Origin of the sequence: Streptomyces sp. Sge12, from assembly GCF_002080455.1 — a bacterium.
In the GTDB taxonomy this organism is placed as follows: Bacteria; Actinomycetota; Actinomycetes; order Streptomycetales; family Streptomycetaceae; genus Streptomyces.
In genome coordinates, this window is record NZ_CP020555.1 from 3,810,820 (window position 1) to 3,835,172 (window position 24,353).

A 24,353-nucleotide genomic window follows, 5' to 3' on the forward strand; every position below is an offset into this window, starting at 1 on the left:
TCTTTCGTCGGGTAGGGGGGAGGAGGGCTAGAACGGGAGGCCGGGGATACCGCTGCCGCCGCCCAGGCCCTGGGCCAGGGGGCCCAGCTTCTGCTGCTGGAGCGCCTGCGCATTCTCGTTGGCCGCCTGCACCGCGGCGACCACCAGGTCGGCGAGCGTCTCCGTGTCCTCGGGGTCCACGGCCTTCGGGTCGATCACCAGGGCACGCAGCTCGCCGGAACCGGTGACGGTCGCCCGCACCAGACCGCCGCCCGCCTGGCCCTCGACCTCGGCGTGTGCGAGCTCCTCCTGCGCGGCCGCGAGATCCTGCTGCATCTTCTGGGCCTGCTGGAGCAGCTGCTGCATGTTGGGCTGGCCACCACCGGGAATCACAGGGCACTCACTCCATACGTCGTACGTCGAGACCTTCGGAACGCTTGGTCAATCCGAGCCTACGTGCTCCCCGGGCCCCGCGCCCTACGCCGTGAGGACCAACTCTTTCGAGTGAGAGTCGGGGCGTACGCGTACCTGCTGGAGACCTCCTTGCGGGCGGAAAACCCGGGAATCGTCGCCCATCGGCCGTCATTCGAAGGTAGGAAGAGCATGCGCATCATTGCGCACACGCGCACCACCACACGTCAGCGCAGGCAGAGGGAGTGCCGGGTGAGCCAGCCGGAGATGCAGCCCGAGGGGCCACCCCGGGATCCCCGGGAGGAAGGCGGCGGACCGATGGCGGCGGGCGATCTGACCGGCCGGCCGTTCCCCCTCGGGGACTGGGGCGAGCCCGCCGAGCGGCTCGACGAGCTCTACCGGCGGGTCGAGGCCGACGCGCTGCGCACCGCCGAGTGGTACCTGTCCGACCGGGCCTGGAAGCGGCGCGGTGCGCGCGTGCTGCGCGCCGGGGCGGCCGTCGGCGCGGTCACGGGCGCCTCGATGCCGCTGCTGGAGCTGACCGGCTCGATCCCGGGCGCCTCCACGTACGGCTACCTCGCACTGCTGCTGGGTGCGGCCGCGCTGGCCTGCGACCGGTTCTTCGGGCTGACCTCGGGGTGGATGCGGGACGTGGCCACGGCCCAGGCGGTGCAGCGCCGGCTCCAGACCCTCCAGTTCGACTGGGCCTCGGAGAACGTGCGCGAGGTGCTCGGGCCCACCGAGGGCACGGCCAGCGAGGCCGCCGAGCGGTGCCTGACCGTGCTGCGCCGCTTCTCGGAGGACATCACGGAGCTGGTGCGCTCGGAGACGGCGGACTGGATGGTGGAGTTCCGGGCCGGGCCCGCGCCGCTGGTGATGCAGTCGCTGGGGTCCTCCGGTGGGCGCGCGGACGCGAACATCCCGCCCGCCCGCTTCCCGCTGCCGCCGGGCACCAGACCGAACATGCCCCGGCAACGGCCGCCGGAGCAGCCGCGCTGAGGAACGGGCGGGGCCGCGGCCGCGCGCAGCGGACCCGTACCCCGCCCACCGGCCGCCGTCCCGGCCGCCGCCTCAGCTGAAGATGATCATCGAGCCCTGGCCGAGACTCCGCGTCGCAGCCGCGTGCAGTCCCAGCCATACGTGCCGCTCCCGGGCGAAGGGACTGTCGTCGTACGGGATCGGCCCCGCCGGCTCCTCCAGCAGCGTCGGCCGCCCGGGCGGCGCCGGCGCGGCGGGCGGGTTCCCCGGGTCTATCCCGATCGCGGGGGCCACGAACAGCAGCTCCCGCAGCAGCCCCTGCACGGACCCCAGCGGCCCGCCCCCGGCCAGCAGCTCCTCGTTGGCAAGCGGAGCGGCGAAGTCCACCGGGACGTACGCCCCGGCGTGGTCGTAGTGCCAGACCAGGTGCGACTGCTGGGCCGTGGGCTCGAACATCTCCAGCAGCTGCTCGTAGTCCCCGCCCAGCTCGTCCACGGGGGTCACGGGCAGCCCGCAGAGCTGGAGCAGGTACGCCCGCCTCAGGAAATGCAGGGCGTCGTAGTCGAAACCGGCCACCGGGGCGACGTCCCCGCTCAGGCCCGGCATGTAGGCGAACACGGGCACGGACGGCAGTCCGGCGGCACCCAGCGCCTTGTCGTACGAGGCGATCTCTTCCGCGAAGGGGTTGTCGGGGCTGTGGCACAGCACGTCGACAAGGGGGACCAGCCACAGGTCACAGGCCACTCGGCCTCCGATCAGTCGTTGTCGCCGATCGGGCCAGCGTAGTGGCCCGGACACCCTCCGCGAAGGGGTGCGCAGAACCTCGGCCCTCAGAGCCGGGCGGCCCAGGCCAGCGCGTGCTCGTTGTAGCCCTGTACGAGGCCGCGCACCGCGTCGGCGTCGGCGAGCGTCACGGCGTCCACCAGCTCGCTGTGGCCGTCCCACAGCGCCGCCCGAAGCTGCGGCTCGCGCTGGAGGTGGGGGACGGCGAAGACCCAGCACTGCACGCGGATGCGGTGCAGGAACTCGGATATGTAGGTGTTGGCGACCAGCCCGCTCAGCTCCCGCCAGAAGCGCAGGTCGTAGCCGATCAGCACTTCGAGCGAACCGCTCTGCGCGGCCCGTCGCGCCTCCTCGCCCCGGCGGCGCACCGACACGAGCAGCTCGCCGGAGCCGGGGGCGGTGCCGCGCTCGGCGAGGCGGCGGAAGATCCCGTCCACGACCAGCGAGCGGGCCTCGATCATGCCGCGGAAGTCGTCGACGGTGAAGATCCGCACCCGGAAGCCGCGGTGCTGGACCAGTTCGAGCAGCCCCTGGGCGGAGAGGTCCACGAGTGCCTCGCGCACCGGGGTCGCGGAGACCTCGTACTGCTCGGCGATCTGCTTGACGGTGAACTCGGTCCCCGGAGGCAGGCGTCCCGCGAGCACTTCGTCACGCAGCGCGTCCGCGATCTGCTGGCGAAGTGTGTTGCGGGTGACAGCGCCGCTGCCTGGCATAGGGGTCCGTCTCCTGTCGTAGAGCTCCGGACACCATAGGCCAGACAACGCGGCTGAAAACCGATCGGTAGCCAACCGATATACGGAATCCGCACCCGCTGTGCGGATGCGGATTCCGGACCGGTCCGACCGGCTCCCACGCAGGTGGGCGGGCCGGCTCCCACGCAGGTGGGCGGGCCCCCGCGCCAGGTGGGCGGGCCGGGCGCCGCGCAGGTGGGCGGGCCGGCCGGGGCGCCGGGGCGCCGGGGCCTAGCCGGCCGTGGTGTGGCGGTCCGCGACCGTCAGCGCCTCGTCCAGCAGGGCCAGGCCCTCCTTCGCCTCGGCCTCCGTGACGTTGCACGGGGGGACGACGTGCGTCCGGTTCATGTTCACGAACGGCCACAGGCCCGACGCCTTGCAGGCCGCCGCGAACTCGGCCATCGGGGCGTTGTCCGCGCCCGCCGCGTTGTACGGGACCAGCGGCTCGCGCGTCTCCTTGTCCCGTACGAGTTCCAGGGCCCAGAAGGCGCCGAGCCCGCGGACCTCCCCGACCGACGGGTGGCGCTCGGCGATCTCGGCGAGCGCCGGGCCGATCACGTTCTCGCCGAGGTGGGCGGCGTGCTCGACGATGCCCTCCTCCTCCATCGTGTTGATCGTCGCGACGGCGGCGGCGCAGGCCAGGGGGTGGCCGGAGTAGGTCAGTCCGCCCGGGTAGGGGCGCGTGGCGAAGGTCTCGGCGATGGCGTCCGAGATGGCCACGCCGCCGAGCGGCACGTAGCCGCTGTTCACGCCCTTGGCGAAGGTGATCAGGTCGGGGGTGACACCCCAGTGGTCCGCGGCGAACCACTGGCCGGTGCGGCCGAAGCCCGACATGACCTCGTCCAGGATGAAGACGATGCCGTGGCGGTCGCAGAGCTCGCGGACGCCCGCGAGGTAGCCGGCCGGCGGGGTCATGATGCCGGCGGTGCCCGGCACGCTCTCCAGGATGATCGCCGCGATGGTCTGCGGCCCCTCGAAGGCGATGGTGTCGGCGAGGTGGGCGAGGGCGCGGGCGCACTCCTCGGCCTCGGTGGTGGCGTGGAAGGCGGAGCGGTAGAGGTAGGGGCCCCAGAAGTGCACGACGCCGGCGGCGGCCGTGTCGGAGGGCCAGCGGCGCGGGTCGCCGGTGAGGTTGATCGCGGCGGCGGTGGCCCCGTGGTACGAGCGGTAGGTGGAGAGCACCTTGGCGCGGCCCGTGTGCAGACGGGCCATGCGGACGGCGTTCTCGACGGCCTCGGCGCCGCCGTTGGTGAAGAAGATCTTGTCGAGGTCGCCCGGGGTCCGCTCGGCGATGAGGCGTGCGGCCTCGGAGCGGACGTCGACGGCGAATCCGGGCGCCAGCGTGCAGAGCCGGGCGGCCTGCTCCTGGATCGCGGCGACGACCTTGGGGTGCTGGTGGCCGATGTTGGTGTTGACCAACTGGGAGGAGAAGTCGAGGAAGCGCTTGCCCTCGTAGTCCCAGAAGTACGACCCCTCGGCCCCGGCGACGGCGAGGGGGTCGATCAGGGCCTGGGCGGACCAGGAGTGGAAGACGTGCTTCCGATCTGCGTCCTTCACGGCGGCAAGGGTGTGCGGGGTGACATGAGGGGTCATGGCGTCACGCTAGAAGTGCGCAGGTGGGGCGGGATATCGGCGGACTGTATGGGGGTGGGCTGCCGCTCTCGGCAGTCTGTCTGCGAGGGGGCCCGAAGCCCCTCCCAGCATTGACAGCATCCTGTCGTTATGACAGTCTATTGTCATCAGCAGGAACCACGCTGGAGGCGAAAGCACCATGAGCGAGACCCCGCGCAAGCCCGTCCACCTCGCGGTCTACGACACGTACGCGGACTGGGAGACGGGCCACACCACGGCGCACCTCACCCAGCGCGGCCACCTCGTGCGCACCGTCGGCATCGACGCGGCGCAGCCGGTGACCACCATGGGCGGTCTGCGCATCCAGCCCGACCTGGCCCTGGCCGACCTGCGGCCCGAGGACTCCTCGCTGCTGATCCTCACCGGCGCGTCCCTGTGGGACACGAGCGAGGATCTGGCGCCCTTCGCGGCGAAGGCGAGGGAGTTCCTGGCGGCCGGTGTGCCGGTCGCGGCGATCTGCGGAGCCACCGCCGGCCTCGCGCGCGAAGGCCTGCTGGACGGCCGGACCCACACCAGCGGCGCCTCCTTCTACCTGGCCGAGCAGCCGGGCTACGGCGGCGCCGACGGGTACGTCGAGGCCGACGCGGTGACCGACGGCGACCTGATCACGGCCGGGCCGACGGAGCCGGTGGCCTTCGCCCGCGAGGTCTTCGCCCGCCTGGACGTCTACAAGCCGGACGTCCTGGACGCCTGGTACGGGCTCTTCCACGACTCGGACCCGGATGCGTACCCGGTCCTGATGGCCGCATCGGCGGCGGGCGATGCGTGAGGCGATGGACTCGCGGACCCGGCAGGACCTGCTGAGCAGCACCGCGCTCGGGGTGTTCCGGCTGAACGGCCAGTTCCTCGCCATCTCGGAGGAACTGGCCAGGCCGGCCGGCCTGACGGCCGCCTGGTGGCAGGTACTGGGCGCGGTACTGCGGGAGCCGCTGCCCGTCGCCGGCATCGCCCGGAGCATGGGCATCACCCGCCAGAGCGTCCAGCGGATCGCCGACCTGCTCGTGGACAAGGGCCTGGCCGAATACGCCCCGAACCCGGCCCACCGCCGGGCGAAACTGCTGCGGCCCACGCAGGAGGGGCGGGACGCGGTGGACCGGATCGGCCCGGGGCACGCGGCACTGGCCGCCCGCCTGGCGGCGGAACTGGGTGACGCGGCGTTCGCGGAGACCGTGCACGCCCTGGAACGCCTGGCCACGGCGCTGGACACGCTGGAGGCCGCGGCCGCGATCCCGGGTCCGGCGGCGTCCGACGGTCCCTGAGGGGCCGTCGGCCGGATGCGGGGGAGCGGTCGGGTTGGGGGCGCTGTCGGCCGGATGCGGGGGAGCGGTCGGCCGGCTCCGGCGGCGCTGTCGGGTTGGGGGCGCTGTCGGGTCACCCTTGCGGTGGGCAACCGGCCGGAGCCGGCCGCCGTCCTTCCCTGCAGAGCCGCTCGGCACGGCGAGCACGGGGAGCACGGGGAGGGACCACCCGGCCATGGAGCAACTGCATCCGTACGACCCGCACCAGATAGGCCCGTACCGTCTGCTGTCCCGCCTGGGCGCCGGCGGCATGGGCCAGGTCTACCTCGCCCGCTCGGACCGCGGCCGGACCGTGGCCGTGAAGCTGGTCCACCACGACCTCGCCGCCCGCGAGGAGTTCCGGATCCGCTTCCGCCAGGAGGTCGACGCGGCCCGTCGCGTCGGCGGCGAGTGGACCGCCCCGGTCCTCGACGCCGACACCGAGGCCGCGACCCCCTGGTTCGCCACGGGCTACGTCGCCGGGCCGAGCCTGCGCCAGGTCGTCGCGCACGAGTTCGGCCCGCTGCCGGGCCGTTCCGTACGGATCCTGGCCGCGGGCCTCGCGTACGCCCTCCAGGACATCCACCGGGCCGGCATCGTGCACCGCGATCTGAAGCCCTCGAACGTCCTGATCACCCTCGACGGCCCCCGCGTCATCGACTTCGGCATCGCCCGCGCCCCGGCCGGCTCCGCGGCGGGACCCGACCGGCCGGACCCCGGGCTGACGCGGGTGGGCGAGGTCATCGGCTCCCCCGGTTTCATGGCCCCGGAACAGATCCGCGGCGAACCCGTCACCGCCGCCTGCGACATCTTCTGCCTCGGCGCAGTCCTGGTCTACGCGGCCACCGGCCGGCTGCCCTTCGGCGACGCGGAACAGCCCGGCGGCCTCGCGGGGCTCCTGCTGCGCAGCACCGGGGCGGAGCCGGACCTGACCGGCGTACCGGCCGAGCTGCACGACCTCGTACGGGACTGCCTGCGCGCGGATCCCGCCGCTCGGCCGGGGCCCGCCGAGGTGCTGGCCCGGGTCGGCGCGGGCGACACCGTGGCCGACGGGCGGGCCCTGGAGCCCTGGCTTCCGGCGCCGCTGGTGGCGGGGCTCGGGCGGCACGCCGTACGGCTGCTGGACCGGGAGGACGCCGGTCCGGACCGGGCCGCGGCCCCGCCGCCGCCTGCGCCTGCGCCTGCCGTTCCGGCGTACTCCGCCGCCGTTCCCGCGCCCTCGTACCCGGCGTACCCGGGCTATCCGGGCTATCCGGCTCATCCGGGCTGTCCGCCGGGGGTGTCGCAGCCCCAGCCGCAGCCACTGCCGCCGCGGCCGCGGACCGCGTCCACGGCCCTGCTGCTCGTGGTGGCCACGCTCGTCGCCGTCCTGTCCGCCGGCACCGTGTACGCGGTGATGAGCGGGGCCGAGGATCCCAGGCCGCCCGTGGGCACCGGCCGTACGCCGAGCGCGTCCGCTTCCTCGGCGGCCTCGGCCTCGGCGTCGGCTTCCGCTTCCCCGTCCGCTTCCGCGTCCGCAGCCCCGTACGGCGCTCTGCCCGAGGCCTACCTCGGCACCTGGGAGGCCGTCCAGGACGGCCGGACGTGGACACTCACGCTCTCCCGCGGGGCGGTCGGCGACCCGGTGATGTCCCTGGCCGTCGAGGGCAGCGGCTTCGCCTGCGCCTGGTCGGCGCCCCTGCGCAGCGCGTCCGAACCCGTCGAGCTCGATGCCTCCACCGTCACCTCCGGCGCCCCGCCGACCTGTACGCCGGGGGCCTGGAGCCGGCTGCGGCTGCTGCCCGACGGCACCCTTTCCCGCGAGCTGGCGGGCAGCGACAATCCGCCCCTGACCTACCGCAGACAGTGAGCGTCGACCGTTTATGTCGAAGTCAATAAGCCTGCAAGCAAAGCTTGTTACGTATAACGGGGCTGTCGGACACTGCGGCACATGGAGCCGTTGAAGGTAGTGGCACGTCTGTGGGAGCGGATCGAGGCACGCGACTGGGACGGCGTGGCCGCACTCATCGCCGAGGACGCGGTCATCGAATGGCCCGTGAGCGGTGAGCGCATCGTGGGGCGCGCCAACTTCATAGCCGTGATCAGCGACGACGGCTGTACGGACGAGAGATCCGTGGAACTGCTGCGGATCCTGGCCGACGGGAACCTCGTCGTCACCGAGGTGGAGATGCCTCAGGAGCACGTCGTCTACCGGGCCGTATCCCTGTGGACCGTACGGGACGGGGAGGTCGTGGGGGCTCGGGAGTACTGGACCAGCCCCGGCCAGGACCCTGCGCCCCGATGGCGGGCCGGGTACGTCGAGCCCCTGGCGGCCGACTGAGCCGCGAGGCCCGCCACCCGCATCGGGGCGGACGGGCCTCGCGGGCGGTGGGCTCAGGCCAGGTCGCTGCGGTACCAGTTCCAGGATCCGGTGCCCCGGGCGCTGTCCCACGGCATCGCGGGGGCGTTGAAGCCCGTGCCGGTGCTGGTGAACGTGCATAGGCCGGTGCGGTTCACGCCCTGCTCGTCCTGACCGTAGTGGTAGAGGACGCCCACGTCGGCCTTGCCGTCGCCGTCGAAGTCGCTGACCGTCAGCTTGCTCCGGTCCGCGTTCCAGGAGGCCGTGCTCGCGTCGTCGTTCGCTGCCCGGCGGCGTCGGAAGGGATCTTCGCTGACCGGAACGGGCCGGGGCCACAAGCGTCCAGGCGCCGGATCAGGCGTGGTCGTGCCTCTCACGTATCCCCCGTCATACCTGAGAGCTACCTGCGAACACGGCTCCATGGCGTGACGCGGACCACGGGCCCGGATTTCTAACTTCGGTAGCAGAGAAGAGCATTGACAGCTCTTCCGGGCGACCGAAGGAAGAGACCATGGCAACGGGGACGGGGACTGGGGCGGGTACGGGGGCTGTTACCGGTCCAGGCACGGGGTCGGGGGCTGGGTCCGGGCCGGGTGCCGGGGCTGAGGTGTGCGGGGCGGGCACGGTGCGCGCCTCCCGGCGGGCGGGGGCCGGGAGGGGCCGGCTGCGCCGGACCCTGCTGGGCGCTTTGGTCGCGGCGGCTGTCGCCGTCCCGATATCCGCCGCCGCCTCCCCGCATGTCCCCGCCCCCGCTCCCGCCGTGTTCGCCGAGGACGCCGCGCCGCAGAGCCGGTATGCCGCGAACCGCGCCAACATCGCCGAGGCGGTCCGGCGCGCCGAGGACGCCGACCGTCCCGGCCGGGCGGCCAGGCTGCGCACCATGGAGGCGTCCGGAGCGGCGCAGTTCCTCGTCTTCGACGGTCGCGGCAGGGGCCGGGCCGTCGAGGTCTTCGGCGAGCTGGAGAGCGCCGACCGGGTCGCCGTCCTGGTGCCCGGCTCCGACACCACGCTCGACACCTACGAGAGGTTCCGCGCCGGGGCGCTCTCCCTCCAGCAGCGCCTGCAGAGGGAGCATCCGCGCTCCGCCGTCGTCGCCTGGCTCGGGTACGACACCCCGGGGACGGTGAGCACCACCGTCGTGACCGCCGGCCGGGCCGATGAGGCCGCCGCCGAACTGGGGCCCTTCCTGGACCGGTTGCGGGGCCTGGCCGGACCGGGCGCCCGGCTCTCGCTCCTGTGCCACTCCTACGGTTCGGTGGTCTGCGCCCGGACGGCCACCGGCCCCGCGGTCGGCGACATGGCACTGTTCGGCAGCCCCGGTACGGGGGCCGGATCCGTCCGGGAGCTGCCGACCGGCGCCCGGGTCTGGGCCGGCCGCGGTGACGGCGACTGGATCGGGAATGTGCCGCACGTCCGGCTCGGTGGCATCGGTTTCGGCACCGACCCCGTCGACCCCGCCTTCGGGGCCCGGGCCTTCCGCGCCGGCGCCGTCGGGCACAGCGACTACCTCAAGCCGGGCACCGCGTCCCTCGACAGCCTGGCCGCCATCGTCCTCGGCACCACCGCTCCCGACCCGGAGGCCGACCATGGTTGAAGTCCGCGCCCGCTGGTCCGCCCTGGCGGCGGGCATCGAAGCGGCCACCCCCGCCGAGCGCGACCGGACCGTGGACGCGCTACGGGCCCTCGCGATCCTCGGCGTGGTCCTCGGCCACTGGCTGGTCACCGCACTGACCGCCCGCGACGGCGGCCTGAGCACCACCAGCCCGCTCGAGCACATGCCGTGGCTGGCACCGGTGTCGTGGCTGTTCCAGACCCTGTCCGTCTTCTTCCTCGTGGGCGGTCATGTCGCCGCCCGCGGGTACGCATCGGCGCGCGAGCGCGGGATCTCGTACGGCGCCTGGGTCGGGCAGCGGCTGGGTCGGCTGTTCCGTCCGGTCGTGGCGGTGCTCGCCCTCTGGGGGGTGGTCGCGGCCGCCATGCTGATCGGCGGGGCGGAGTTCGACACCGTCCGGTCGCTGGTCAGGCTGGTGCTGTCGCCGCTCTGGTTCCTGCTGGTGTTCGCCGCGCTCACGGCGGCGACCCCGCTCGTGGCCCGGATCGGCCCGCTGTGGCCGCTCGCCGTGGTGGCGGCCGTGGACCTCTGGCGCTTCGGGCTGGAGGGGCCCGAGTGGATCGGCTGGGTCAATGTGGCCGCCGGCTGGCTCGTCCCCTTCACCCTGGGCGCCGCCTGGTCCCGCGGGGCCCTCGCCCGGCGGGCACTGGCGCTGCTCCTGCTCGGCGGGGGCGTCGCGGCCACGGCCGCGCTGGTCCTCTGGGGCGGCTACCCCGCCTCCATGGTGGGTGTTCCGGGGGCCTCGATCTCGAACCTGAACCCGCCGACGCTGGCCGCGGCCACCTTCGGACTGGCCCAGTGCGGGCTGGCGTTGCTGGTGCGCGAGCCGCTGGCCCGGGCCGTGCGACGGCCGACGGCCTGGGCGGGGGTGGCCCTGGTGAACCTGTCCGCCATGACCGTCTTCCTGTGGCACCAGACCGCCATGATGGCCGTCACCGCCCTCGGGCTGCTGGTCTCGACCGACCTGCCCGGACTGCACACCGTGCCCGACTCGGTGGGCTGGACGGCGGCCCGGCTGCTGTGGCTGCCGGTGTTCGCCGCCGCGCTGATGGTCTGCTGGGCCGCATTCCGTACGCACGAGCAGGCCGGACGCCGCCCGAAGGCGTCCCGCGCCGCCCGCAGCGCCGCTGTTGCGCCCACCGCCGCCGCTGCGCGAACGGCCGCGGCTGCGCGAACGGCCGGTGCTCCCCGTACCGCCGTCCCCCGCCCCGGGACGGGCCCCGCCAAGGAGATCACCCATGTCTAGGGCCCGCCTTAGCCTGGACGGCGTGAACCAGCAGAGCGCGCCACCCGCCGACGACCGCACCCGCCTGCCGCGCGGCCTGGCCCGGGAGCTGTTCACCCTGAAACGGGACCCGCTGCCGAAGATGTCGCGGCCGCGCTGGCTGGCCTGGCTCCCGCATGTGGTCCTCTGCTACGTGGCCATCCCCTGCGGTGTCCTCACGGGGATGCAGCTCAACGACCATTACAAGGTCTACGGTTCGGCCGTGCTGGGGTTGTCGCTGCTGACCTCCGCGTCCGTCGTGCTCAGCATGTTCCGGCCGATCGCCGCCTGGTGGCTCGCCCTCGTCACCGCGGCCTCCACCGCCTGGGTCATCCACGACCACGTCGGCCAGGGGCAGTCCTGGCCGTGGACACCCGCCGGGCCGTTGACACTGGCGCCCGTGCTCCTGATGGTCGCCCTGCGGGTGCCGCCCCGGGTGACCGTCTCGGTCATCGGCATCACCCTCACCCTCAACGGGCTGGCCGACATCGTCCTCAGGCCGCCGCAGAGCCAGACAATCATCGGCGGGGTGGCCCTGCTCTTCGCGTTCGTGGGGATCCTCGGCTATGCGCTGCGGGCCACCCGCCTCGCCCGGACCAAGCTCGTCGAGCAGGAGACCCTCACCGAGGAGGAGCGGGCCCGGCGCACCCTGCTGGAGGAGCGCAGCCGCATCGCCCGCGAACTGCACGACGTCGTCGCCCACCACATGTCGGTGATCTCCATCCAGGCGCAGGTCGCCCCGCACCTCGTGGAGAACCCGTCCGAGGAGCTCAAGGAGAATCTGGCCGGCATCCGGGAGAACGCGCTGAAGGCGCTGACGGAGCTGCGGCGGGTGCTGGGCGTGCTGCGGTCCGAGCAGCCCGACGATCCCGCGACCCGTCAGCATCCGCAGCCGACCCTCGCCGAGCTGGACGGTCTCGTGGACAACGTGCGGGGCGCCGGGCTGGACGTCACGACCGAGATCGCGGGGATACGGCGTCCGCTGACCCCGGGCGTGGAGCTCACCGCGTACCGGATCGTGCAGGAGGCGCTGAGCAACGCGCTGCGCCACGCGCCCGGTTCGCGGGTGGAGGTGGGCATCGCGTACGGGCCGCGGGATCTGCACCTGTGCGTCGCGAACAGCGCGCCGACCCGGTCGGCACCGCCCTCGCCCGGTGCGGGGCACGGGCTGCTGGGGATGCGGGAGCGGGCAGGCATGCTGGGGGGTGAGCTGGCCGCCGGCCCACGACCCGACGGGGGGTACGAGGTGAGCGCCGTACTCCCGATGGATCCGCAGGACCTGCCCGCGGTTCTCGCACCCGAGACGAAGAAGGCCTCATGAGCACCCCGATCAAGGTGATGATCGCCGACGACCAGATGATGGTCCGGCAGGGCTTCACCGTGCTTCTCAACGCGCAGCCAGACATAGAGGTCGTGGGGCAGGCGGTGGACGGGGCGGACGCGGTGGCGAAGGTCGCCGAGCTGGCCCCGGACGTGGTGCTGATGGACATCCGTATGCCGGGGATGGGCGGGATCGAGGCCACGTCCGTCATCACCGCGGTGCCGGACGCCGCCGTGAAGGTGCTGGTGCTGACGACCTTCGATCTCGACGAGTACGTGTACGAGGCGCTGCGCGCCGGGGCCTCCGGGTTCCTGCTCAAGGACGCGTCGGCCGACCAGCTCGCCGAGGCGGTGCGGGTGGTGGCGGCCGGCGAGGCTCTGCTGTCGCCGAACATCACGAAGCGGCTGATCACGGAGTTCTCCCGGCTGGGGGCGCCGCGCGCGCCGTCGCGGGCCCGGATCGAGGCGCTGACCGAGCGGGAGACCGAGGTGCTGTCGCTGATCGCCCAGGGCCTGTCGAATGCCGAGATCTCGGAGCACCTGGTGCTGGCCGAGCAGACGGTGAAGACGCATGTGAGCCGGATCCTGGTGAAGCTCGGCCTGCGGGACCGCACGCAGGCGGCCGTGTTCGCGTACGAGACCGGTCTGATCCGCCCGACGGGCTACTGAGTCACCCGCGTAGTACTTGAGGGGGACTCCCGGAAATCCCCATCAGCGCCGACGCGGACGAGGGCGGTGCGGACCTACGGTGGTGTGTATGACCGATACGACCACCGGGGGGACAGCCCGGACGCCTGAATTCCGAATGGCATCGGAGGTGATCGGGACCCTGCGCCAGGATCTCCTCACCGATGCCTTCGCGTACCGGCCGCTGCCGCTGGCGGAGGGCCCCGGGCGCTTCGCGCGGGTGCTTCCCCGGGTGCTGCGTCAGTACGCGCCGTGGCGGCAGTATGCGGCGGTGGCAGCACTGGCCTTCCTCGTCCTGCTGTTCACGGTCAATACGCACTCGGGGTATCTGGGAGATGCGGCCCAGCTCGCCATGGGGCTGATAGCCGCGGTCCCGGTGCTCATGACGCTGGTGCGGCCGATTGCCGCGTGGTGGGCGGCCGTCGCGATGACGGTGGTGCTGGCCGCCCTGGGCGGCGCGGTCAACTGGCCGTGGCCCCCGGGCAGCTTCCTCTCCTACATCGCGGTCATGGTCCTCGTCACCCTGCGGACGCGGCCGCGGGTGGCGGCCTGGATGTGGGCGCTCACTCTCGCGCTGGGCTTCGCGCTCACCGTGGTGCTCGGCAACCGCTGGGGGTCGAACCTGCCCGAGATGGCGGTGACCTCGGCCTTCGCCCTGGTGATCGCCGGCAGCATTCAGATACGGCGTGCCGCGAGGGCCGAGGTCAGCGCGCAGCAGGAGGTCACGGCCGTCGAGCGGGACAAGCGGACGCTACTGGAGGAGCGGACCACGATCGCGCGGGAGCTTCACGACGTGGTGGCCCACCACATGTCGGTGGTGGCGATCCAGGCGGAGGCCGCACCGTACCGGGTGAAGAACCCGCCGCCGGAGCTGGAGGCGGCGTTCGTCACCATCCGGGAGAACGCGGTGGCGGCCCTGACGGAGCTGCGGCGGGTGCTGGGTGTGGTGCGGTCCGCGGACTACGAGGCGCCGGACGCCCCGCAGCCGACGCTGGCCTCGCTGGACGGGCTGCTGGCCAATGTGCGGGAGGCCGGGCTGAGCGTGGAGAAGACGATCACCGGCGCGGTGCGGGAGCTGCCCCAGGGCGTGGAGCTGTCGGCGTACCGGATCATCCAGGAGGCCCTGAGCAACACCCTGCGGCACGCGCCGGGAGCCGCGGCCGGGGTGGAGGTCTCGTACGTCCTGGGCGGTTTGGGGATACGGATCGTCAATGACCCGGCGACCGGGGATGCGCGGCCCTCGCCGGGCGCCGGGCACGGGATCACCGGCATGCGGGAGCGGGTGGCCATGCTGGAGGGCGAGATGACGGCCGGACGGACGGCCGATGGCGGGTACGAGGTGGCAGTGTTCATACCGGTGCCCCACCGTCCGGAGCCGGTGCCGGAGCCACAGGGGGAGCAGGCATGACGATCAGGGTGCTGATCGTCGACGACCAGGTGATGGTCCGCGAGGGGTTCTCCGTCCTGCTGAACGCGATGGACGGCATCGAGGTGGTCGGCGAGGCGGTCGACGGCCGGGAGGCCATCGACCAGGTGGCGGCGCTGCGGCCGGATGTGGTGCTGATGGACATCCGGATGCCACGGATGAACGGCCTGGAGGCCACGCGGGAGATCGTGGCCGCCGACACGGACGCGAAGGTGCTGGTCCTGACGACCTTCGACCTCGACGAGTACGTGTACCAGGCGCTGCGGGCCGGGGCCTCCGGGTTCCTCCTCAAGGACGCGTCGGCCCGTCAGCTGGCCGACGGAGTAAGGGTGGTGGCGGCGGGCGAGGCCCTGCTGGCGCCGTCGGTGACCAAGCGGCTGATCGTGGAGTTCTCGAAGATCTCCGAGGCGCGCAGGCTCGCGGACCCGGCGGGTGCGGGGGAACTGACGGAGCGGGAGACGGAGGTGCTGGTGCTGATCGCGCAGGGTCTGTCCAATGCGGAGATAGCCGACCGGCTGGTCGTCGCGGAGTCCACCATCAAGACCCATGTGAGCCGGATCCTGGTGAAGCTGGGCCTGCGGGACCGGACCCAGGCGGCCGTGTACGCATACGAGACCCGCTTGGTGACACCCGCCTGATCGGGTTCGGCTGCCCTTAGGGTGCGGGGATGGGCTTTGATCCGTGGGATGCCGCGTTCGTCGCCGATCCGTACCCGGCCTACCGGGAGTTGCGGGAGCAGGGGCGGGCCGTGTGGTGCGAGGCCACCGGGCAGTGGCTGGTGCCGCACTACGCCGATGTGAGTGCGCTGCTGCGGGACCGGCGGCTGGGGCGGACCTACCTCCACCGGTTCACGCACGAGGAGTTCGGGCGCGAGGCGCCGCCGCCGGAGCACGAGCCCTTCCACGTGCTCAACGGCAACGGCCTGCTGGACCTGGAGGATCCCGCGCACGCGCGGGTCCGCAGGCTGGTCGCGAAGGCGTTCACCCCGCGGACGGTGGAGCGGCTCGTGCCCGCCGTGCAGCGGCTGGCCGGGGAGTTGGTGGGGCGGCTGCGCGCGGACGGTGGCGGGGATCTGCTCAGCGTCGTCGCCGAGCCGCTGCCGGTGGCGGTGATCGCGGAGCTGCTGGGTGTGCCCGAGGCGGACCGGGGGTTGCTGCGGCCCTGGTCGGCGGACATCTGCGGGATGTTCGAGCTCCGGCCGGACGAGGAGACGGCGCGGCGTGCGGTGCGGGCGAGCGTCGAGTTCAGCGCGTACCTGCGCGGGCTGATTGCCGAGCGGCGCACGCGCCCCGGTGAGGATTTGATCTCCGGGTTGATCGCCGCTCACGATGAGGACGGGCGGCTCAGCGAGCAGGAGATGATCTCCACCTGTGTGCTCCTGCTGAACGCCGGGCACGAGGCCACCGTCAATACGACCGTCAACGGGTGGTGGGCGCTGTTCCGCAATCCCGCGGAGCTCGCCGCGCTCCGTGCGAGCCGCGATCCCGAAAAGTTGTCCACAGCTGTGGATGAACTCATGCGGTACGACACTCCCCTCCAGATGTTCGAGCGCTGGGTGCTCGACGACATCCACATCGGTGACACCGTCATCCCCCGCGGAGCCGAAGTCGTACTGTTGTTCGGATCGGCGAATCGGGATCCTGCGCGGTTCGACGAGCCCGATGCGCTCGACCTCGTACGGGCCGACAATCCGCATCTGACCTTCGGGGCCGGGATCCACTACTGCCTCGGGGCGCCGCTGGCGCGGCGGGAGTTGGAGGCTTCCTTCGGGGCGCTGCTGGCGGACGGAGTTCCGCCACTGCGGCTCGTCGAGGAGCCGCAGTGGCAGGACGGGTACGTCATCCGGGGGCTGAAGCAGCTGCTCGTGGAGTTCTAGGACCGCAGGCCCACCGGTCCGCCGCCGCCCGGACGGGGCTACGCGATCATGTCCCGGTGGCGCAGGGCGCCGAGGCCCGCCGCCGTCAGGGCCACCGCCAGGGCGGTCAGGGCCAGCAGCGGTGTCCAGTCCAGGGCCTGCGCGCCCGGCAGCCGGGGCAGGTGGGCGAAGGGCGAGAGGTTCAGGACGCCCTGCGGGAGGTTCAGCGCCGGCCCGATCCAGCCCAGGGCCAGCACACCCCCCGCCACGGCCCAGGCGGCGGCCGCGTACTGGGGCACCGCCCCGTACAGCAGCGCAGCCAGCGCCCCGATCAGCCACACCGCCGGAAGCTGGGCGAGCGTGGCACCGATCGCCGCGCCGAGTCCCCGGCCGTGCCCGAGGCCGAGACCGAGGCCCGCCAGCAGCAGGATCAGCGCCGAGCCGCCGAAGGCCACGGCCAGGTGCCCGCCGGCCCAGCGCAGCCGGCCGACCGCGTTCGCGAGCAGCGGCTCCGCGCGCTGCCCCGACTCCTCGCCGCTCAGCCGGAGCACGGATGCGACGGCGTACAGGGCGGCGACCATGCCGAACATGCCCGCCATCGTGGCGAGGAAGGCGTCGGTGAGCACGCCCGACCCGCCCGACCCGCCCGACCCGCCCGACCCGCCCATCCGCTCGATGATCTCGCGGGTCCGGTCGTTGTCGCCGACCAGGTCCGCGGCGCCGTCCGCCATCCCGCCGAAGACGACACCGGCGATCAGGAAGGCCGCGCTCCACCCCAGGACGCTGCCGCGCTGCAGCCGCCGGGCCAGTGCGCCCGCCGTGCCCAGGCGCCCCTCGGCCGGCCCCGGCCGGGACGGCAGGAAGCTCATGCCCAGGTCGCGGCGCCCGGCCAGGACGTACGCGGCGCCCGCCTGCACCGCGACGGCGGCGGCGAACAGTAGGAGCACCCACCAGCGTTCGGCCGCGAAGGCCCGTACGTTCTCCACCCAGCCGAGCGGCGAAACCCGGGTCAGCGCCGAGCGCCCGCCCTGCGTACCGGCGTCGCCGGCGGCCTTGAGGACGAAGGCCGCACCGAGCGCGGCCGCGGTGATCCCCTTGGCGGCGCGGGCGCTCTCCGTCAACTGGGCGGCGATGGCGGCCGTGCACGCGAAGAGCATGCCGGTACCCGCGACGGCCAGCCCGAGCGCGAGGGCCCCGGGCGCGCCCTGCCCCGCGAGCCCGCCCGCGATCAGCAGGGCGACCGCCGCGTCGGCCGCGAGGGCGGCCAGCAGGGACGCGGTCAGCGGGGCCCGCCGTCCCACCATCGCCGCGGACAGCAGCTCCTGACGGCCCGTCTCCTCCTCCTCGCGGGTGTGCCGCACGACGATGACCAGGCTCATGACGGCCGCGAGGACGGCGGCGTAGACCCCTCCCCGCCAGGCGGTCAGGGCGCCGAGGGAATCGCCGAAGACCGGCCCGTACAGGGCGCGCATCGAGCTGTTGGCGTTCATCGAGGCGGCGGCCCGGGCGCGTTCGGCGGCGGTGGCGTACACGCTGCCCAGGGAGCCGGGCATGCTCACCACCAGGAGCGTGGTGAGCAGGATCCACACCGGCATCATCACGCGGTCGCGCCGCAGGGCGAGCCGCAGCAGCGTCCCGGTCCCGGCCAGTTGGTCCGTCATCGGGACGCCTCTTCCGTGTAGTGGCGCAGGAAGAGCTCTTCGAGGGTGGGCGGGGTCGAGGTGAGCGAGCGGACCCCGGACGCGGTGAGGGAGCGCAGTACGGCGTCCAGCTTGTCGGTGTCGGCCTGGAGGCGGACCTTGAGCCCCTGCACCTCCACGTCGTGCACGCCCGGCAGGTGTGCGAGGCCGTTCGGCGGGCCGGCGAGCTCGGCGCTGATCGACGTACGGGTGAGGTGGCGCAGTTCGGCGAGGGTGCCGCTCTCCACGGTGCGGCCCTTGCGGACGATGCTGACCCGGTCGCAGAGGGCCTCGACCTCGCTGAGGAGGTGCGAGCTGAGCAGGACGGTGCGCCCGGCGGCGCGGGCCTCGGCGACGCAGCTCTGGAAGACCTCCTCCATCAGCGGGTCGAGACCGGAGGTCGGTTCGTCGAGGACGAGCAGTTCGGCGTCGGAGGCGAAGGCGGCGACGAGGGCGACCTTCTGCCGGTTGCCCTTGGAGTAGGTGCGCCCCTTCTTGGTGGGGTCCAGCTCGAACCGCTCGACGAGCTCGGCGCGCCGGGTCCGGTCCAGGCCGCCGCGCAGGCGTCCGTAGAGGTCTATGACCTCGCCGCCGGAGAGGTTGCGCCACAGGGTGACGTCCCCGGGGACGTAGGCGATGCGGCGATGGAGGGACACGGCGTCGGCCCAGGGGTCGCCGCCGAGGAGTTCGGCGGTGCCGGAGTCGGCGCGCAGCAGGCCCAGCAGGACCCGGATGGTGGTGGACTTGCCGGCGCCGTTGGGGCCGAGGAAGCCGTGGACCTCGCCGGTGGCGACCGAGAGGTCGAGCCCGTCCAGTGCGCACGTGCGGCCGAACGCCTTATGGAGGCCGGCAACGCTGATTGCCTTCGTCATGTTTCCGAACGTACGCTACTTTCACAAACTTGTGAAGATTGGGAATCTCAAGAATCACGTAAAGTCGGGAAGGTGGCGGATGACATGGCGGACCTGAACGTGACCGAGGGCGCGGCCGGCGCGCGGCGGGACGGCGACGCCGTCTCCCGTTTCGTCGAGCGGTTCGCCGCGCAGCTGACCGACGCCGGGATGCAGCGGATGGCCGCGCGCGTCTTCGCACAGCTGCTGGCCAGCGACGGCGCCGCGATGACCTCGGCGGAACTGGGCGAAGCGCTGCAGATCAGCCCGGCCGCGGTGTCGGGCGCCGTGTCCTACCTGACACAGGTCAACATGGTCAGCCGCGAACGCGAACCGGGCTCCCGGCGCGACCGCTACGTCCTGCACAACGAGCTCTGGTACGAGACCTTCACCCGCCGCGACCAGGTCCTGACCCTGTGGGAGAAGACCCTGCGCGAGGGCGCGGCCACCCTCGGCACGGACTCCCCGGCCGGGGCGCGCGTCGCGGAGACGGCGGCCTTCTTCGAGTTCATGCAGGGCGAGATGCTGGGCCTGATGGACCGCTGGCGGACCCACCGGGCGACGCTCGGCCTCGGCCCTGCCGGCCAAGCCCTCTGATCGAATCCGGAAGCACCGATACCCGCAGACGGGTCGGCGCCCGCGTGCCATGCTGGAACGCATGAACCTGGAGGACCTGGTACGGCTGCGCCGCGCCCGGGACATGATGGACCGCTCGTACGCGGAACCGCTGGACGTTCAGGCGCTCGCGAACGTCGCCCTCATGTCGTCCGGACACTTCTCGCGCAGCTTCCGCGCCGCCTTCGGGGAAACCCCCTACAGCTACCTCATGACCCGCCGCGTGGAGCGCGCGAAGGCGCTGCTGCGGCGCGGGGACATGAGCGTCACGGACGTCTGCTTCGCCGTCGGATGTACCTCACTGGGGTCCTTCAGCTCGCGCTTCACCGAGCTCGTCGGCGAGACCCCGAGCGCCTACCGGGCCCGCAGCCACGAGGACGGCGCCGACATCCCGGCGTGCGTCGCCAAGGTCTTCACCCGACCGGTCAGGATCGGAGAAGCGAAATCCACGCCCTCCTCGTAGCGTCGACGGCATGAACATCAACCTCTCGCAGTGCTTCATCGCAGTCGACGACCACGACAAGGCGCTCGCGTTCTACCGCGACGTCCTCGGCCTGGAAGTACGCAACGACGTCGGATTCGAAGGGATGCGCTGGGTGACCGTCGGCTCCCCCAACCAGCCCGACGTGGAGATCGTCCTCGAACCGCCGCTCGCCGACCCGGGCGCCTCCCCGGCCGACCGCCGGGCGATGGCCGAGCTGCTGGCCAAGGGGATGCTGCGCGGCGTGATCTTCTCCACCGACGACGTCGACGCCACCTTCGAACGCATCCGGGCCGCCGGCGGGGAGGTGCTGCAGGAGCCGGTCGACCAGCCGTACGGCGTCCGCGACTGCGCCTTCCGCGACCCGGCGGGCAACATGCTCCGCTTCAACCAGCCGCGCAAGCACTGAGGACCGACAGCCGCAGGAGTCCGCCCAGGCGGCCCGCCCGAGAAATGGAGACACGATGAGCAGGGCCACCGAGCCGGACCGCACGCCGCAGACGCCGCACGCCGCCGACAGCCACGGTCTGATCCGCGTGCACGGTGCGCGCGTGAACAACCTCAAGGACGTCAGCATCGAGATCCCCAAGCGCCGGCTCACGGTGTTCACGGGAGTCTCCGGCTCCGGCAAGAGCTCGCTGGTGTTCGACACCATCGCCGCCGAGTCCCAGCGGATGATCAACGAGACCTACAGCACCTTCGTGCAGGGCTTCATGCCGACGCTGGCCCGCCCCGAGGTCGACGTACTCGACGGCCTGACCACCGCGATCACCGTCGACCAGCAGCGCATGGGCGGCGACCCCCGCTCCACGGTCGGCACCGCCACCGACGCCAACGCGATGCTGCGCATCCTCTTCAGCCGGCTCGGCAAGCCGCACATCGGCCCGCCCAGCGCCTACTCCTTCAACGTCGCCTCCGTCCGCGCCAGCGGCGGGATCACGGTCGAACGCGGCGCCGACAGGACGAAGACCGTGAAGGCGACCTTCTCCCGCACCGGCGGCATGTGCGTGCGCTGCGAGGGCCGCGGCTCGGTCTCCGACATCGACCTCGCCCAGCTCTACGACGACTCCAAGTCGCTCGCCGAGGGGGCCTTCACCATTCCCGGATGGAAGTCCGACAGCTTCTGGACGGTACGGGTCTACGCCGAGTCGGGATTCCTCGACCCGAACAAGCCGATCCGCAAGTTCACCAAGAAGGAGATGCAGGACTTCCTCTACCGGGAGCCCACCAAGGTCAAGGTCGAGGGCGTCAACCTCACCTACGAGGGCCTCATCCCCAAGATCCAGAAGTCCTTCCTGTCCAAGGACAAGGAAGCGATGCAGCCCCACATCAGGGCCTTCGTGGAACGCGCCGTCACCTTCGCCACCTGCCCCGAGTGCGGCGGCAGCCGGCTCAGCGAGGGCGCCCGGTCCTCGAAGATCAAGAAGATCAGCATCGCCGACGCCTGCGCCATGCAGATCAGCGACCTGGCCGAGTGGGTCCGCGGCCTCACCGAGCCCTCGGTGGCCCCGCTGCTCACCGCCCTGCAACTGACCCTCGACTCCTTCGTGGAGATCGGCCTCGGCTACCTCTCGCTCGACCGGGCGTCCGGCACCCTCTCCGGCGGCGAGGCACAGCGCGTCAAGATGATCCGCCACCTCGGCTCCTCGCTCACCGACGTCACCTACGTCTTCGACGAGCCCACCATCGGCCTGCACCCGCACGACATCCAGCGCATGAACGACCTCCTGCTGCGGCTGCGCGACAAGGGCAACACGGTGCTCGTCGTCGAGCACAAGCCGGAGACCATCGCGATCGCCGACCACGTCGTCGACATCGGCCCCGGCGCGGGCACCGAGGGCGGCACCGTCTGCTACGAGGGCACCGTCGCGGGACTGCGCTCCGCCGGCACCATCACCGGCCGCCACCTCGACGACCGGGCGAAGCTCAAGCCGTCGGTGCGCAAGGCCACCGGCGCGCTGGAGATCCGCGGTGCGACGGCGAACAACCTGCGCGACGTCGACGTCGACATCCCGCTCGGCGTGCTCACGGTCGTCACCGGCGTCGCCGGTTCCGGCAAGAGCTCACTCCTGCACAAGTCGCTCTCCCCGGACGCGGACGTGGTCTCGATCGACCAGGGTGCGATCCGCGGTTCGCGCCGGAGCAACCCGGCGACGTACACGGGGCTGCTCGACCCGATCCGCAAGGCCTTCGCCAAGGCCAACGGGGTGAAGCCGGCCCTGTTCAGCGCCAACTCCGAGGGGGCCTGCCCCAACTGCAACGGCGCCGGCGTCATCTACACCGACCTCGCGATGATGGCCGGGGTCAGCACCACCTGCGAGGAGTGCGAGGGGAAGCGCTTCGAGGCATCGGTGCTGGAGTACCACCTCGGCGGCCGCGACATCAGCGAGGTGCTCGCGATGCCGGTGACCGAGGCCGTGGAGTTCTTCGGCGACGGCGAGGCGCACACCCCCGCCGCGCACCGCATCCTCACCCGGCTCGCCGACGTCGGGCTCGGCTACCTCAGCCTCGGCCAGCCGCTCACCACGCTGTCCGGCGGCGAGCGGCAGCGACTCAAGCTGGCCACCCACATGGCGGAGAAGGGTGGTGTCTACGTGCTCGACGAGCCGACCACCGGCCTGCACCTCGCCGATGTGGAGCAGCTGCTCGGCCTGCTGGACCGGCTGGTCGACTCGGGCAAGTCGGTCGTCGTCATCGAGCACCACCAGGCCGTCATGGCGCATGCCGACTGGATCATCGACCTCGGGCCGGGCGCCGGCCACGACGGCGGCCGGATCGTCTTCGAGGGCACCCCCACCGACCTCGTGGCGGACCGTTCCACCCTCACCGGGGAACACCTCGCGGCCTACGTCGGCGCCTGACCGCCGCCGTCCGGCGCGTACCGGTCGCCGGGCCCCGTCCGGGTCGTCACGGCTGCGCCAGGGCCGCGCCCTCGCCCTCGCCCGCGGGAGAGGACCCGGGCACGGGCGGGGCGCGCGGGCCGGGCGTAGCCCAGCGCGCCGGAATGCGGGGCCCACAGGGCCCCGCCCACGGCCGGGTCACCCGCGCACCGCACCACCACGACGGCCGGAGCGGCAGCCGTACGGGGCCACGGGCGCGGCGGCAGCACCCGGCGGCCCAGCACCCCCAGGGTCAGTACGTGCCGCCCGCCGGCCAGGACCAGCACGGGCGGCCGCCACCGCGCGCGGACCACGACGGCCTCGTACGGGGTCCAGCGCACGGCGGGGTCCCGCAGCGCGCGCCGGACCCGCCGGGCGGCGTGCAGTTCCCGTGCTCCGAGCAGCACCGGGGCCAGCGCCGCGCACAGCGCCGCCACCAGCACCGGCGGCCGGCCGAGCACGGCGGCGACCAGCGCGGGCCAGCAGAACACCGGCAGCAGGCAGAGCAGCAGCGCATCGCGCCGCCAGTCGCCCAGCGCCTCGCCGAGCGCCTCACGCGCCCCGCCCGCCTCGCCCAGCGCCTCGCCCGCCTCGCCCGCTTCGCCCAGCGCCCCGTCCGTCACCGGGGCACGGTCAGCGTCCATGCCCCCGGCCGCAGGGTCCACGTACGGCGGCGGACCGGTCCGGTCATCGCCGCGTCGGCGCGGTAGCGGAAGTCCGCGCCCGACACCGTCACCGTCTGCGCCCTCACCGTCACCGTCGAGTCGGCGGTGGCGCCGCCGCCGGTGCGCACCACGACCTCCGCCGGGCCGCCGTCGTCCCGCGTGCGAACCGAGACGTCCTCCACGGGCCGGTCCAGGTCGGCCAGCACCACCCCGTCGGCCTCGACGCGCAGCCGGTGACGGCTCGTGCCCGTGCCGCCGGCCGCCGCCACCGGGCGGACCAGCGTCCGCACCAGCGAGCGGTACGCACTCCACACCGACGGCCCCGCGGGCCGCGGGACCCCGTGCACCGGCGGGATCCGCAGCGCGCCCAGCACCACCCCGTCGCTGTCGTCGACCAGCAGGTCGCAGATCCGCACCGACCCGTCGAGCACCGCCCGGGCCGCGGAGACGGCCGAAAGTGGCACGCCGAGGGACCTCGCCAGCCCCAGCGACCCCACCGGGCCCACGGGAACCAGCGCCAGAGGTCCCTCGCCCAGCCCCCGCTCCCGGTGCAACAGCCCCACGGTGCGCACCAGCGCCCGATCGTCACCGACGATCACCAGCCGCCGATGACCCCGGCGGGCAAGCGCCCGCGCAAATTCCTCCTGCGAATCCGGGAGGCAGATTTTCGCTGCCGCGCCCGCTGACAACACATCCTTCGCGATCCGCACGGACTCGCCGTCAAGACGGCGGGCGACCGGGTCGACGAGCACGAGCAGACCGCCTACCGGCGCGCCCGCATGGCTCATGGTGGGCTCTGGAGCCGACACCTCGGTCCTTCCTCGGGTAGCATCTTTGTGCAAGAGGCCCTT

General features: G+C 72.8%; 25 protein-coding genes. 16 read left to right on the forward strand and 9 right to left on the reverse strand.

Translation table 11 applies throughout. The features are described from left to right. Nucleotides 1–27: 27 nt before the first annotated feature. Complete coding sequence (locus B6R96_RS16865) at nt 28–372, reverse strand: YbaB/EbfC family nucleoid-associated protein (protein WP_078626035.1); 345 nt, start codon at nt 370–372, stop codon at nt 28–30. 270 nt (nt 373–642) lie between these two features. On the opposite strand from B6R96_RS16865, the gene B6R96_RS16870 reads away from it, so the two are divergent. Further along, nucleotides 643–1,389, forward strand: a complete 747-nt coding sequence (locus tag B6R96_RS16870) for an SLATT domain-containing protein (protein ID WP_030383680.1) — start codon at nt 643–645, stop codon at nt 1,387–1,389. 72 nt (nt 1,390–1,461) lie between these two features. Here the strand turns inward: B6R96_RS16870 and B6R96_RS16875 are convergent, their stop codons facing one another. The 3 genes from B6R96_RS16875 to B6R96_RS16885 form a co-directional block, all read right to left on the reverse strand. Then, nucleotides 1,462–2,112 (reverse strand): hypothetical protein, encoded by a 651-nt coding sequence (locus B6R96_RS16875; protein WP_030383681.1) that lies wholly within the window; start codon nt 2,110–2,112, stop codon nt 1,462–1,464. Nucleotides 2,113–2,198: 86 nt separating this feature from the next. Beyond that, nucleotides 2,199–2,864, reverse strand: coding sequence for a GntR family transcriptional regulator (locus tag B6R96_RS16880; protein WP_030383682.1), 666 nt, complete (start codon nt 2,862–2,864; stop codon nt 2,199–2,201). A gap of 249 nt (nt 2,865–3,113) precedes the next feature. Next, the gene (locus tag B6R96_RS16885) at nt 3,114–4,475 is read right to left on the reverse strand and encodes an aspartate aminotransferase family protein (RefSeq protein WP_081522847.1); all 1,362 of its coding nucleotides are present in this window, start codon (nt 4,473–4,475) and stop codon (nt 3,114–3,116) included. A 178-nt stretch (nt 4,476–4,653) separates the two neighbouring features. On the opposite strand from B6R96_RS16885, the gene B6R96_RS16890 reads away from it, so the two are divergent. From B6R96_RS16890 to B6R96_RS16905, 4 genes are all read left to right on the forward strand, one after another. Next, on the forward strand, nt 4,654–5,283 hold the full coding sequence (locus tag B6R96_RS16890) for a DJ-1/PfpI family protein (RefSeq protein ID WP_081522848.1): 630 nt from the start codon (nt 4,654–4,656) through the stop codon (nt 5,281–5,283). Continuing rightward, nucleotides 5,276–5,773: a MarR family winged helix-turn-helix transcriptional regulator gene (locus B6R96_RS16895; protein ID WP_199829242.1), complete on the forward strand. Its 498-nt coding sequence runs from the start codon at nt 5,276–5,278 to the stop codon at nt 5,771–5,773. The genes B6R96_RS16890 and B6R96_RS16895 overlap by 8 nt, the downstream gene beginning before the upstream one ends. 214 nt (nt 5,774–5,987) lie before the next feature. Beyond that, entirely contained in the window at nt 5,988–7,640 is a 1,653-nt protein-coding gene (locus tag B6R96_RS16900) for a serine/threonine-protein kinase (RefSeq protein WP_081522849.1), read from the forward strand. 81 nt (nt 7,641–7,721) lie between these two features. After that, a complete protein-coding gene (locus B6R96_RS16905) occupies nt 7,722–8,111 on the forward strand; it encodes a nuclear transport factor 2 family protein (protein ID WP_081522850.1) in 390 nt (129 codons plus the stop codon). Between the two features lie 53 nt (nt 8,112–8,164). On the opposite strand, the gene B6R96_RS16910 is transcribed toward B6R96_RS16905, so the two are convergent. Next, nucleotides 8,165–8,467 carry a hypothetical protein gene (locus B6R96_RS16910; RefSeq protein ID WP_203351632.1) on the reverse strand — a complete coding sequence of 101 codons (303 nt, stop codon included), beginning with the start codon at nt 8,465–8,467 and terminating at the stop codon, nt 8,165–8,167. Between the two features lie 287 nt (nt 8,468–8,754). Here B6R96_RS16910 and B6R96_RS16915 point away from each other — a divergent pair, with 287 nt between their 5' ends. The 7 genes from B6R96_RS16915 (at nt 8,755) to B6R96_RS16945 (ending at nt 16,314) form a co-directional block, all read left to right on the forward strand. Next, entirely contained in the window at nt 8,755–9,723 is a 969-nt protein-coding gene (locus tag B6R96_RS16915; RefSeq protein WP_203351633.1) for an alpha/beta hydrolase, read from the forward strand. Continuing rightward, a complete protein-coding gene (locus B6R96_RS16920) occupies nt 9,716–10,987 on the forward strand; it encodes an acyltransferase family protein (RefSeq protein ID WP_237291442.1) in 1,272 nt (423 codons plus the stop codon). The genes B6R96_RS16915 and B6R96_RS16920 overlap by 8 nt, the downstream gene beginning before the upstream one ends. Before the next feature lie 22 nt (nt 10,988–11,009). After that, a complete protein-coding gene (locus tag B6R96_RS16925) occupies nt 11,010–12,326 on the forward strand; it encodes a sensor histidine kinase (RefSeq protein ID WP_237291443.1) in 1,317 nt (438 codons plus the stop codon). Beyond that, on the forward strand, nt 12,323–12,994 hold the full coding sequence (locus B6R96_RS16930) for a response regulator (protein WP_030383691.1): 672 nt from the start codon (nt 12,323–12,325) through the stop codon (nt 12,992–12,994). Before B6R96_RS16925 ends, B6R96_RS16930 begins: the two co-directional genes overlap by 4 nt. Before the next feature lie 88 nt (nt 12,995–13,082). Beyond that, complete coding sequence (locus B6R96_RS16935; protein WP_081522854.1) at nt 13,083–14,420, forward strand: sensor histidine kinase; 1,338 nt, start codon at nt 13,083–13,085, stop codon at nt 14,418–14,420. Then, nucleotides 14,417–15,076, forward strand: a complete 660-nt coding sequence (locus B6R96_RS16940; protein ID WP_030383693.1) for a response regulator — start codon at nt 14,417–14,419, stop codon at nt 15,074–15,076. Before B6R96_RS16935 ends, B6R96_RS16940 begins: the two co-directional genes overlap by 4 nt. Nucleotides 15,077–15,105: 29 nt before the next feature. After that, a complete protein-coding gene (locus B6R96_RS16945) occupies nt 15,106–16,314 on the forward strand; it encodes a cytochrome P450 (protein ID WP_081522855.1) in 1,209 nt (402 codons plus the stop codon). A gap of 38 nt (nt 16,315–16,352) precedes the next feature. Here B6R96_RS16945 and B6R96_RS16950 read toward each other — a convergent pair whose 3' ends face one another. Beyond that, nucleotides 16,353–17,954, reverse strand: a complete 1,602-nt coding sequence (locus B6R96_RS16950) for an ABC transporter permease (RefSeq protein WP_081522856.1) — start codon at nt 17,952–17,954, stop codon at nt 16,353–16,355. Beyond that, a complete protein-coding gene (locus B6R96_RS16955) occupies nt 17,951–18,844 on the reverse strand; it encodes an ABC transporter ATP-binding protein (protein ID WP_030383696.1) in 894 nt (297 codons plus the stop codon). The genes B6R96_RS16950 and B6R96_RS16955 overlap by 4 nt, the downstream gene beginning before the upstream one ends. 84 nt (nt 18,845–18,928) lie before the next feature. On the opposite strand from B6R96_RS16955, the gene B6R96_RS16960 reads away from it, so the two are divergent. The 4 genes from B6R96_RS16960 (at nt 18,929) to B6R96_RS16975 (ending at nt 22,819) form a co-directional block, all read left to right on the forward strand. Then, nucleotides 18,929–19,459 carry a GbsR/MarR family transcriptional regulator gene (locus B6R96_RS16960; protein WP_081522857.1) on the forward strand — a complete coding sequence of 177 codons (531 nt, stop codon included), beginning with the start codon at nt 18,929–18,931 and terminating at the stop codon, nt 19,457–19,459. Nucleotides 19,460–19,520: 61 nt separating this feature from the next. After that, nucleotides 19,521–19,940, forward strand: a complete 420-nt coding sequence (locus tag B6R96_RS16965) for a helix-turn-helix domain-containing protein (protein WP_030383698.1) — start codon at nt 19,521–19,523, stop codon at nt 19,938–19,940. 10 nt (nt 19,941–19,950) lie between these two features. Next, the gene (locus B6R96_RS16970) at nt 19,951–20,367 is read left to right on the forward strand and encodes a VOC family protein (protein ID WP_081522858.1); all 417 of its coding nucleotides are present in this window, start codon (nt 19,951–19,953) and stop codon (nt 20,365–20,367) included. A gap of 55 nt (nt 20,368–20,422) precedes the next feature. Beyond that, the gene (locus tag B6R96_RS16975; protein WP_081522859.1) at nt 20,423–22,819 is read left to right on the forward strand and encodes an ATP-binding cassette domain-containing protein; all 2,397 of its coding nucleotides are present in this window, start codon (nt 20,423–20,425) and stop codon (nt 22,817–22,819) included. Here B6R96_RS16975 and B6R96_RS16980 read toward each other — a convergent pair. Both B6R96_RS16980 and B6R96_RS16985 read right to left on the reverse strand, forming a co-directional pair. Next, nucleotides 22,804–23,481 (reverse strand): hypothetical protein, encoded by a 678-nt coding sequence (locus tag B6R96_RS16980; RefSeq protein ID WP_159396334.1) that lies wholly within the window; start codon nt 23,479–23,481, stop codon nt 22,804–22,806. The genes B6R96_RS16975 and B6R96_RS16980 overlap by 16 nt on opposite strands. After that, complete coding sequence (locus B6R96_RS16985) at nt 23,457–24,290, reverse strand: hypothetical protein (protein ID WP_053701129.1); 834 nt, start codon at nt 24,288–24,290, stop codon at nt 23,457–23,459. The genes B6R96_RS16980 and B6R96_RS16985 overlap by 25 nt, the downstream gene beginning before the upstream one ends. Between the last annotated feature and the right edge of the window lie 63 nt (nt 24,291–24,353).

Coding starts and splice junctions, on each gene's coding strand:
- B6R96_RS16880 (WP_030383682.1), bottom strand. CDS start 2,864: ATGCCAGGCAGCGGCGCTGTCACCCGCAACACACTTCGCCAGCAGATC.
- B6R96_RS16885 (WP_081522847.1), bottom strand. CDS start 4,475: ATGACCCCTCATGTCACCCCGCACACCCTTGCCGCCGTGAAGGACGCA.
- B6R96_RS16890 (WP_081522848.1), top strand. CDS start 4,654: ATGAGCGAGACCCCGCGCAAGCCCGTCCACCTCGCGGTCTACGACACG.
- B6R96_RS16895 (WP_199829242.1), top strand. CDS start 5,276: ATGCGTGAGGCGATGGACTCGCGGACCCGGCAGGACCTGCTGAGCAGC.
- B6R96_RS16900 (WP_081522849.1), top strand. CDS start 5,988: ATGGAGCAACTGCATCCGTACGACCCGCACCAGATAGGCCCGTACCGT.
- B6R96_RS16905 (WP_081522850.1), top strand. CDS start 7,722: ATGGAGCCGTTGAAGGTAGTGGCACGTCTGTGGGAGCGGATCGAGGCA.
- B6R96_RS16920 (WP_237291442.1), top strand. CDS start 9,716: ATGGTTGAAGTCCGCGCCCGCTGGTCCGCCCTGGCGGCGGGCATCGAA.
- B6R96_RS16930 (WP_030383691.1), top strand. CDS start 12,323: ATGAGCACCCCGATCAAGGTGATGATCGCCGACGACCAGATGATGGTC.
- B6R96_RS16935 (WP_081522854.1), top strand. CDS start 13,083: ATGACCGATACGACCACCGGGGGGACAGCCCGGACGCCTGAATTCCGA.
- B6R96_RS16940 (WP_030383693.1), top strand. CDS start 14,417: ATGACGATCAGGGTGCTGATCGTCGACGACCAGGTGATGGTCCGCGAG.
- B6R96_RS16945 (WP_081522855.1), top strand. CDS start 15,106: ATGGGCTTTGATCCGTGGGATGCCGCGTTCGTCGCCGATCCGTACCCG.
- B6R96_RS16950 (WP_081522856.1), bottom strand. CDS start 17,954: ATGACGGACCAACTGGCCGGGACCGGGACGCTGCTGCGGCTCGCCCTG.
- B6R96_RS16955 (WP_030383696.1), bottom strand. CDS start 18,844: ATGACGAAGGCAATCAGCGTTGCCGGCCTCCATAAGGCGTTCGGCCGC.
- B6R96_RS16960 (WP_081522857.1), top strand. CDS start 18,929: ATGGCGGACCTGAACGTGACCGAGGGCGCGGCCGGCGCGCGGCGGGAC.
- B6R96_RS16965 (WP_030383698.1), top strand. CDS start 19,521: ATGAACCTGGAGGACCTGGTACGGCTGCGCCGCGCCCGGGACATGATG.
- B6R96_RS16970 (WP_081522858.1), top strand. CDS start 19,951: ATGAACATCAACCTCTCGCAGTGCTTCATCGCAGTCGACGACCACGAC.
- B6R96_RS16975 (WP_081522859.1), top strand. CDS start 20,423: ATGAGCAGGGCCACCGAGCCGGACCGCACGCCGCAGACGCCGCACGCC.
- B6R96_RS16980 (WP_159396334.1), bottom strand. CDS start 23,481: ATGGACGCTGACCGTGCCCCGGTGACGGACGGGGCGCTGGGCGAAGCG.
- B6R96_RS16985 (WP_053701129.1), bottom strand. CDS start 24,290: ATGAGCCATGCGGGCGCGCCGGTAGGCGGTCTGCTCGTGCTCGTCGAC.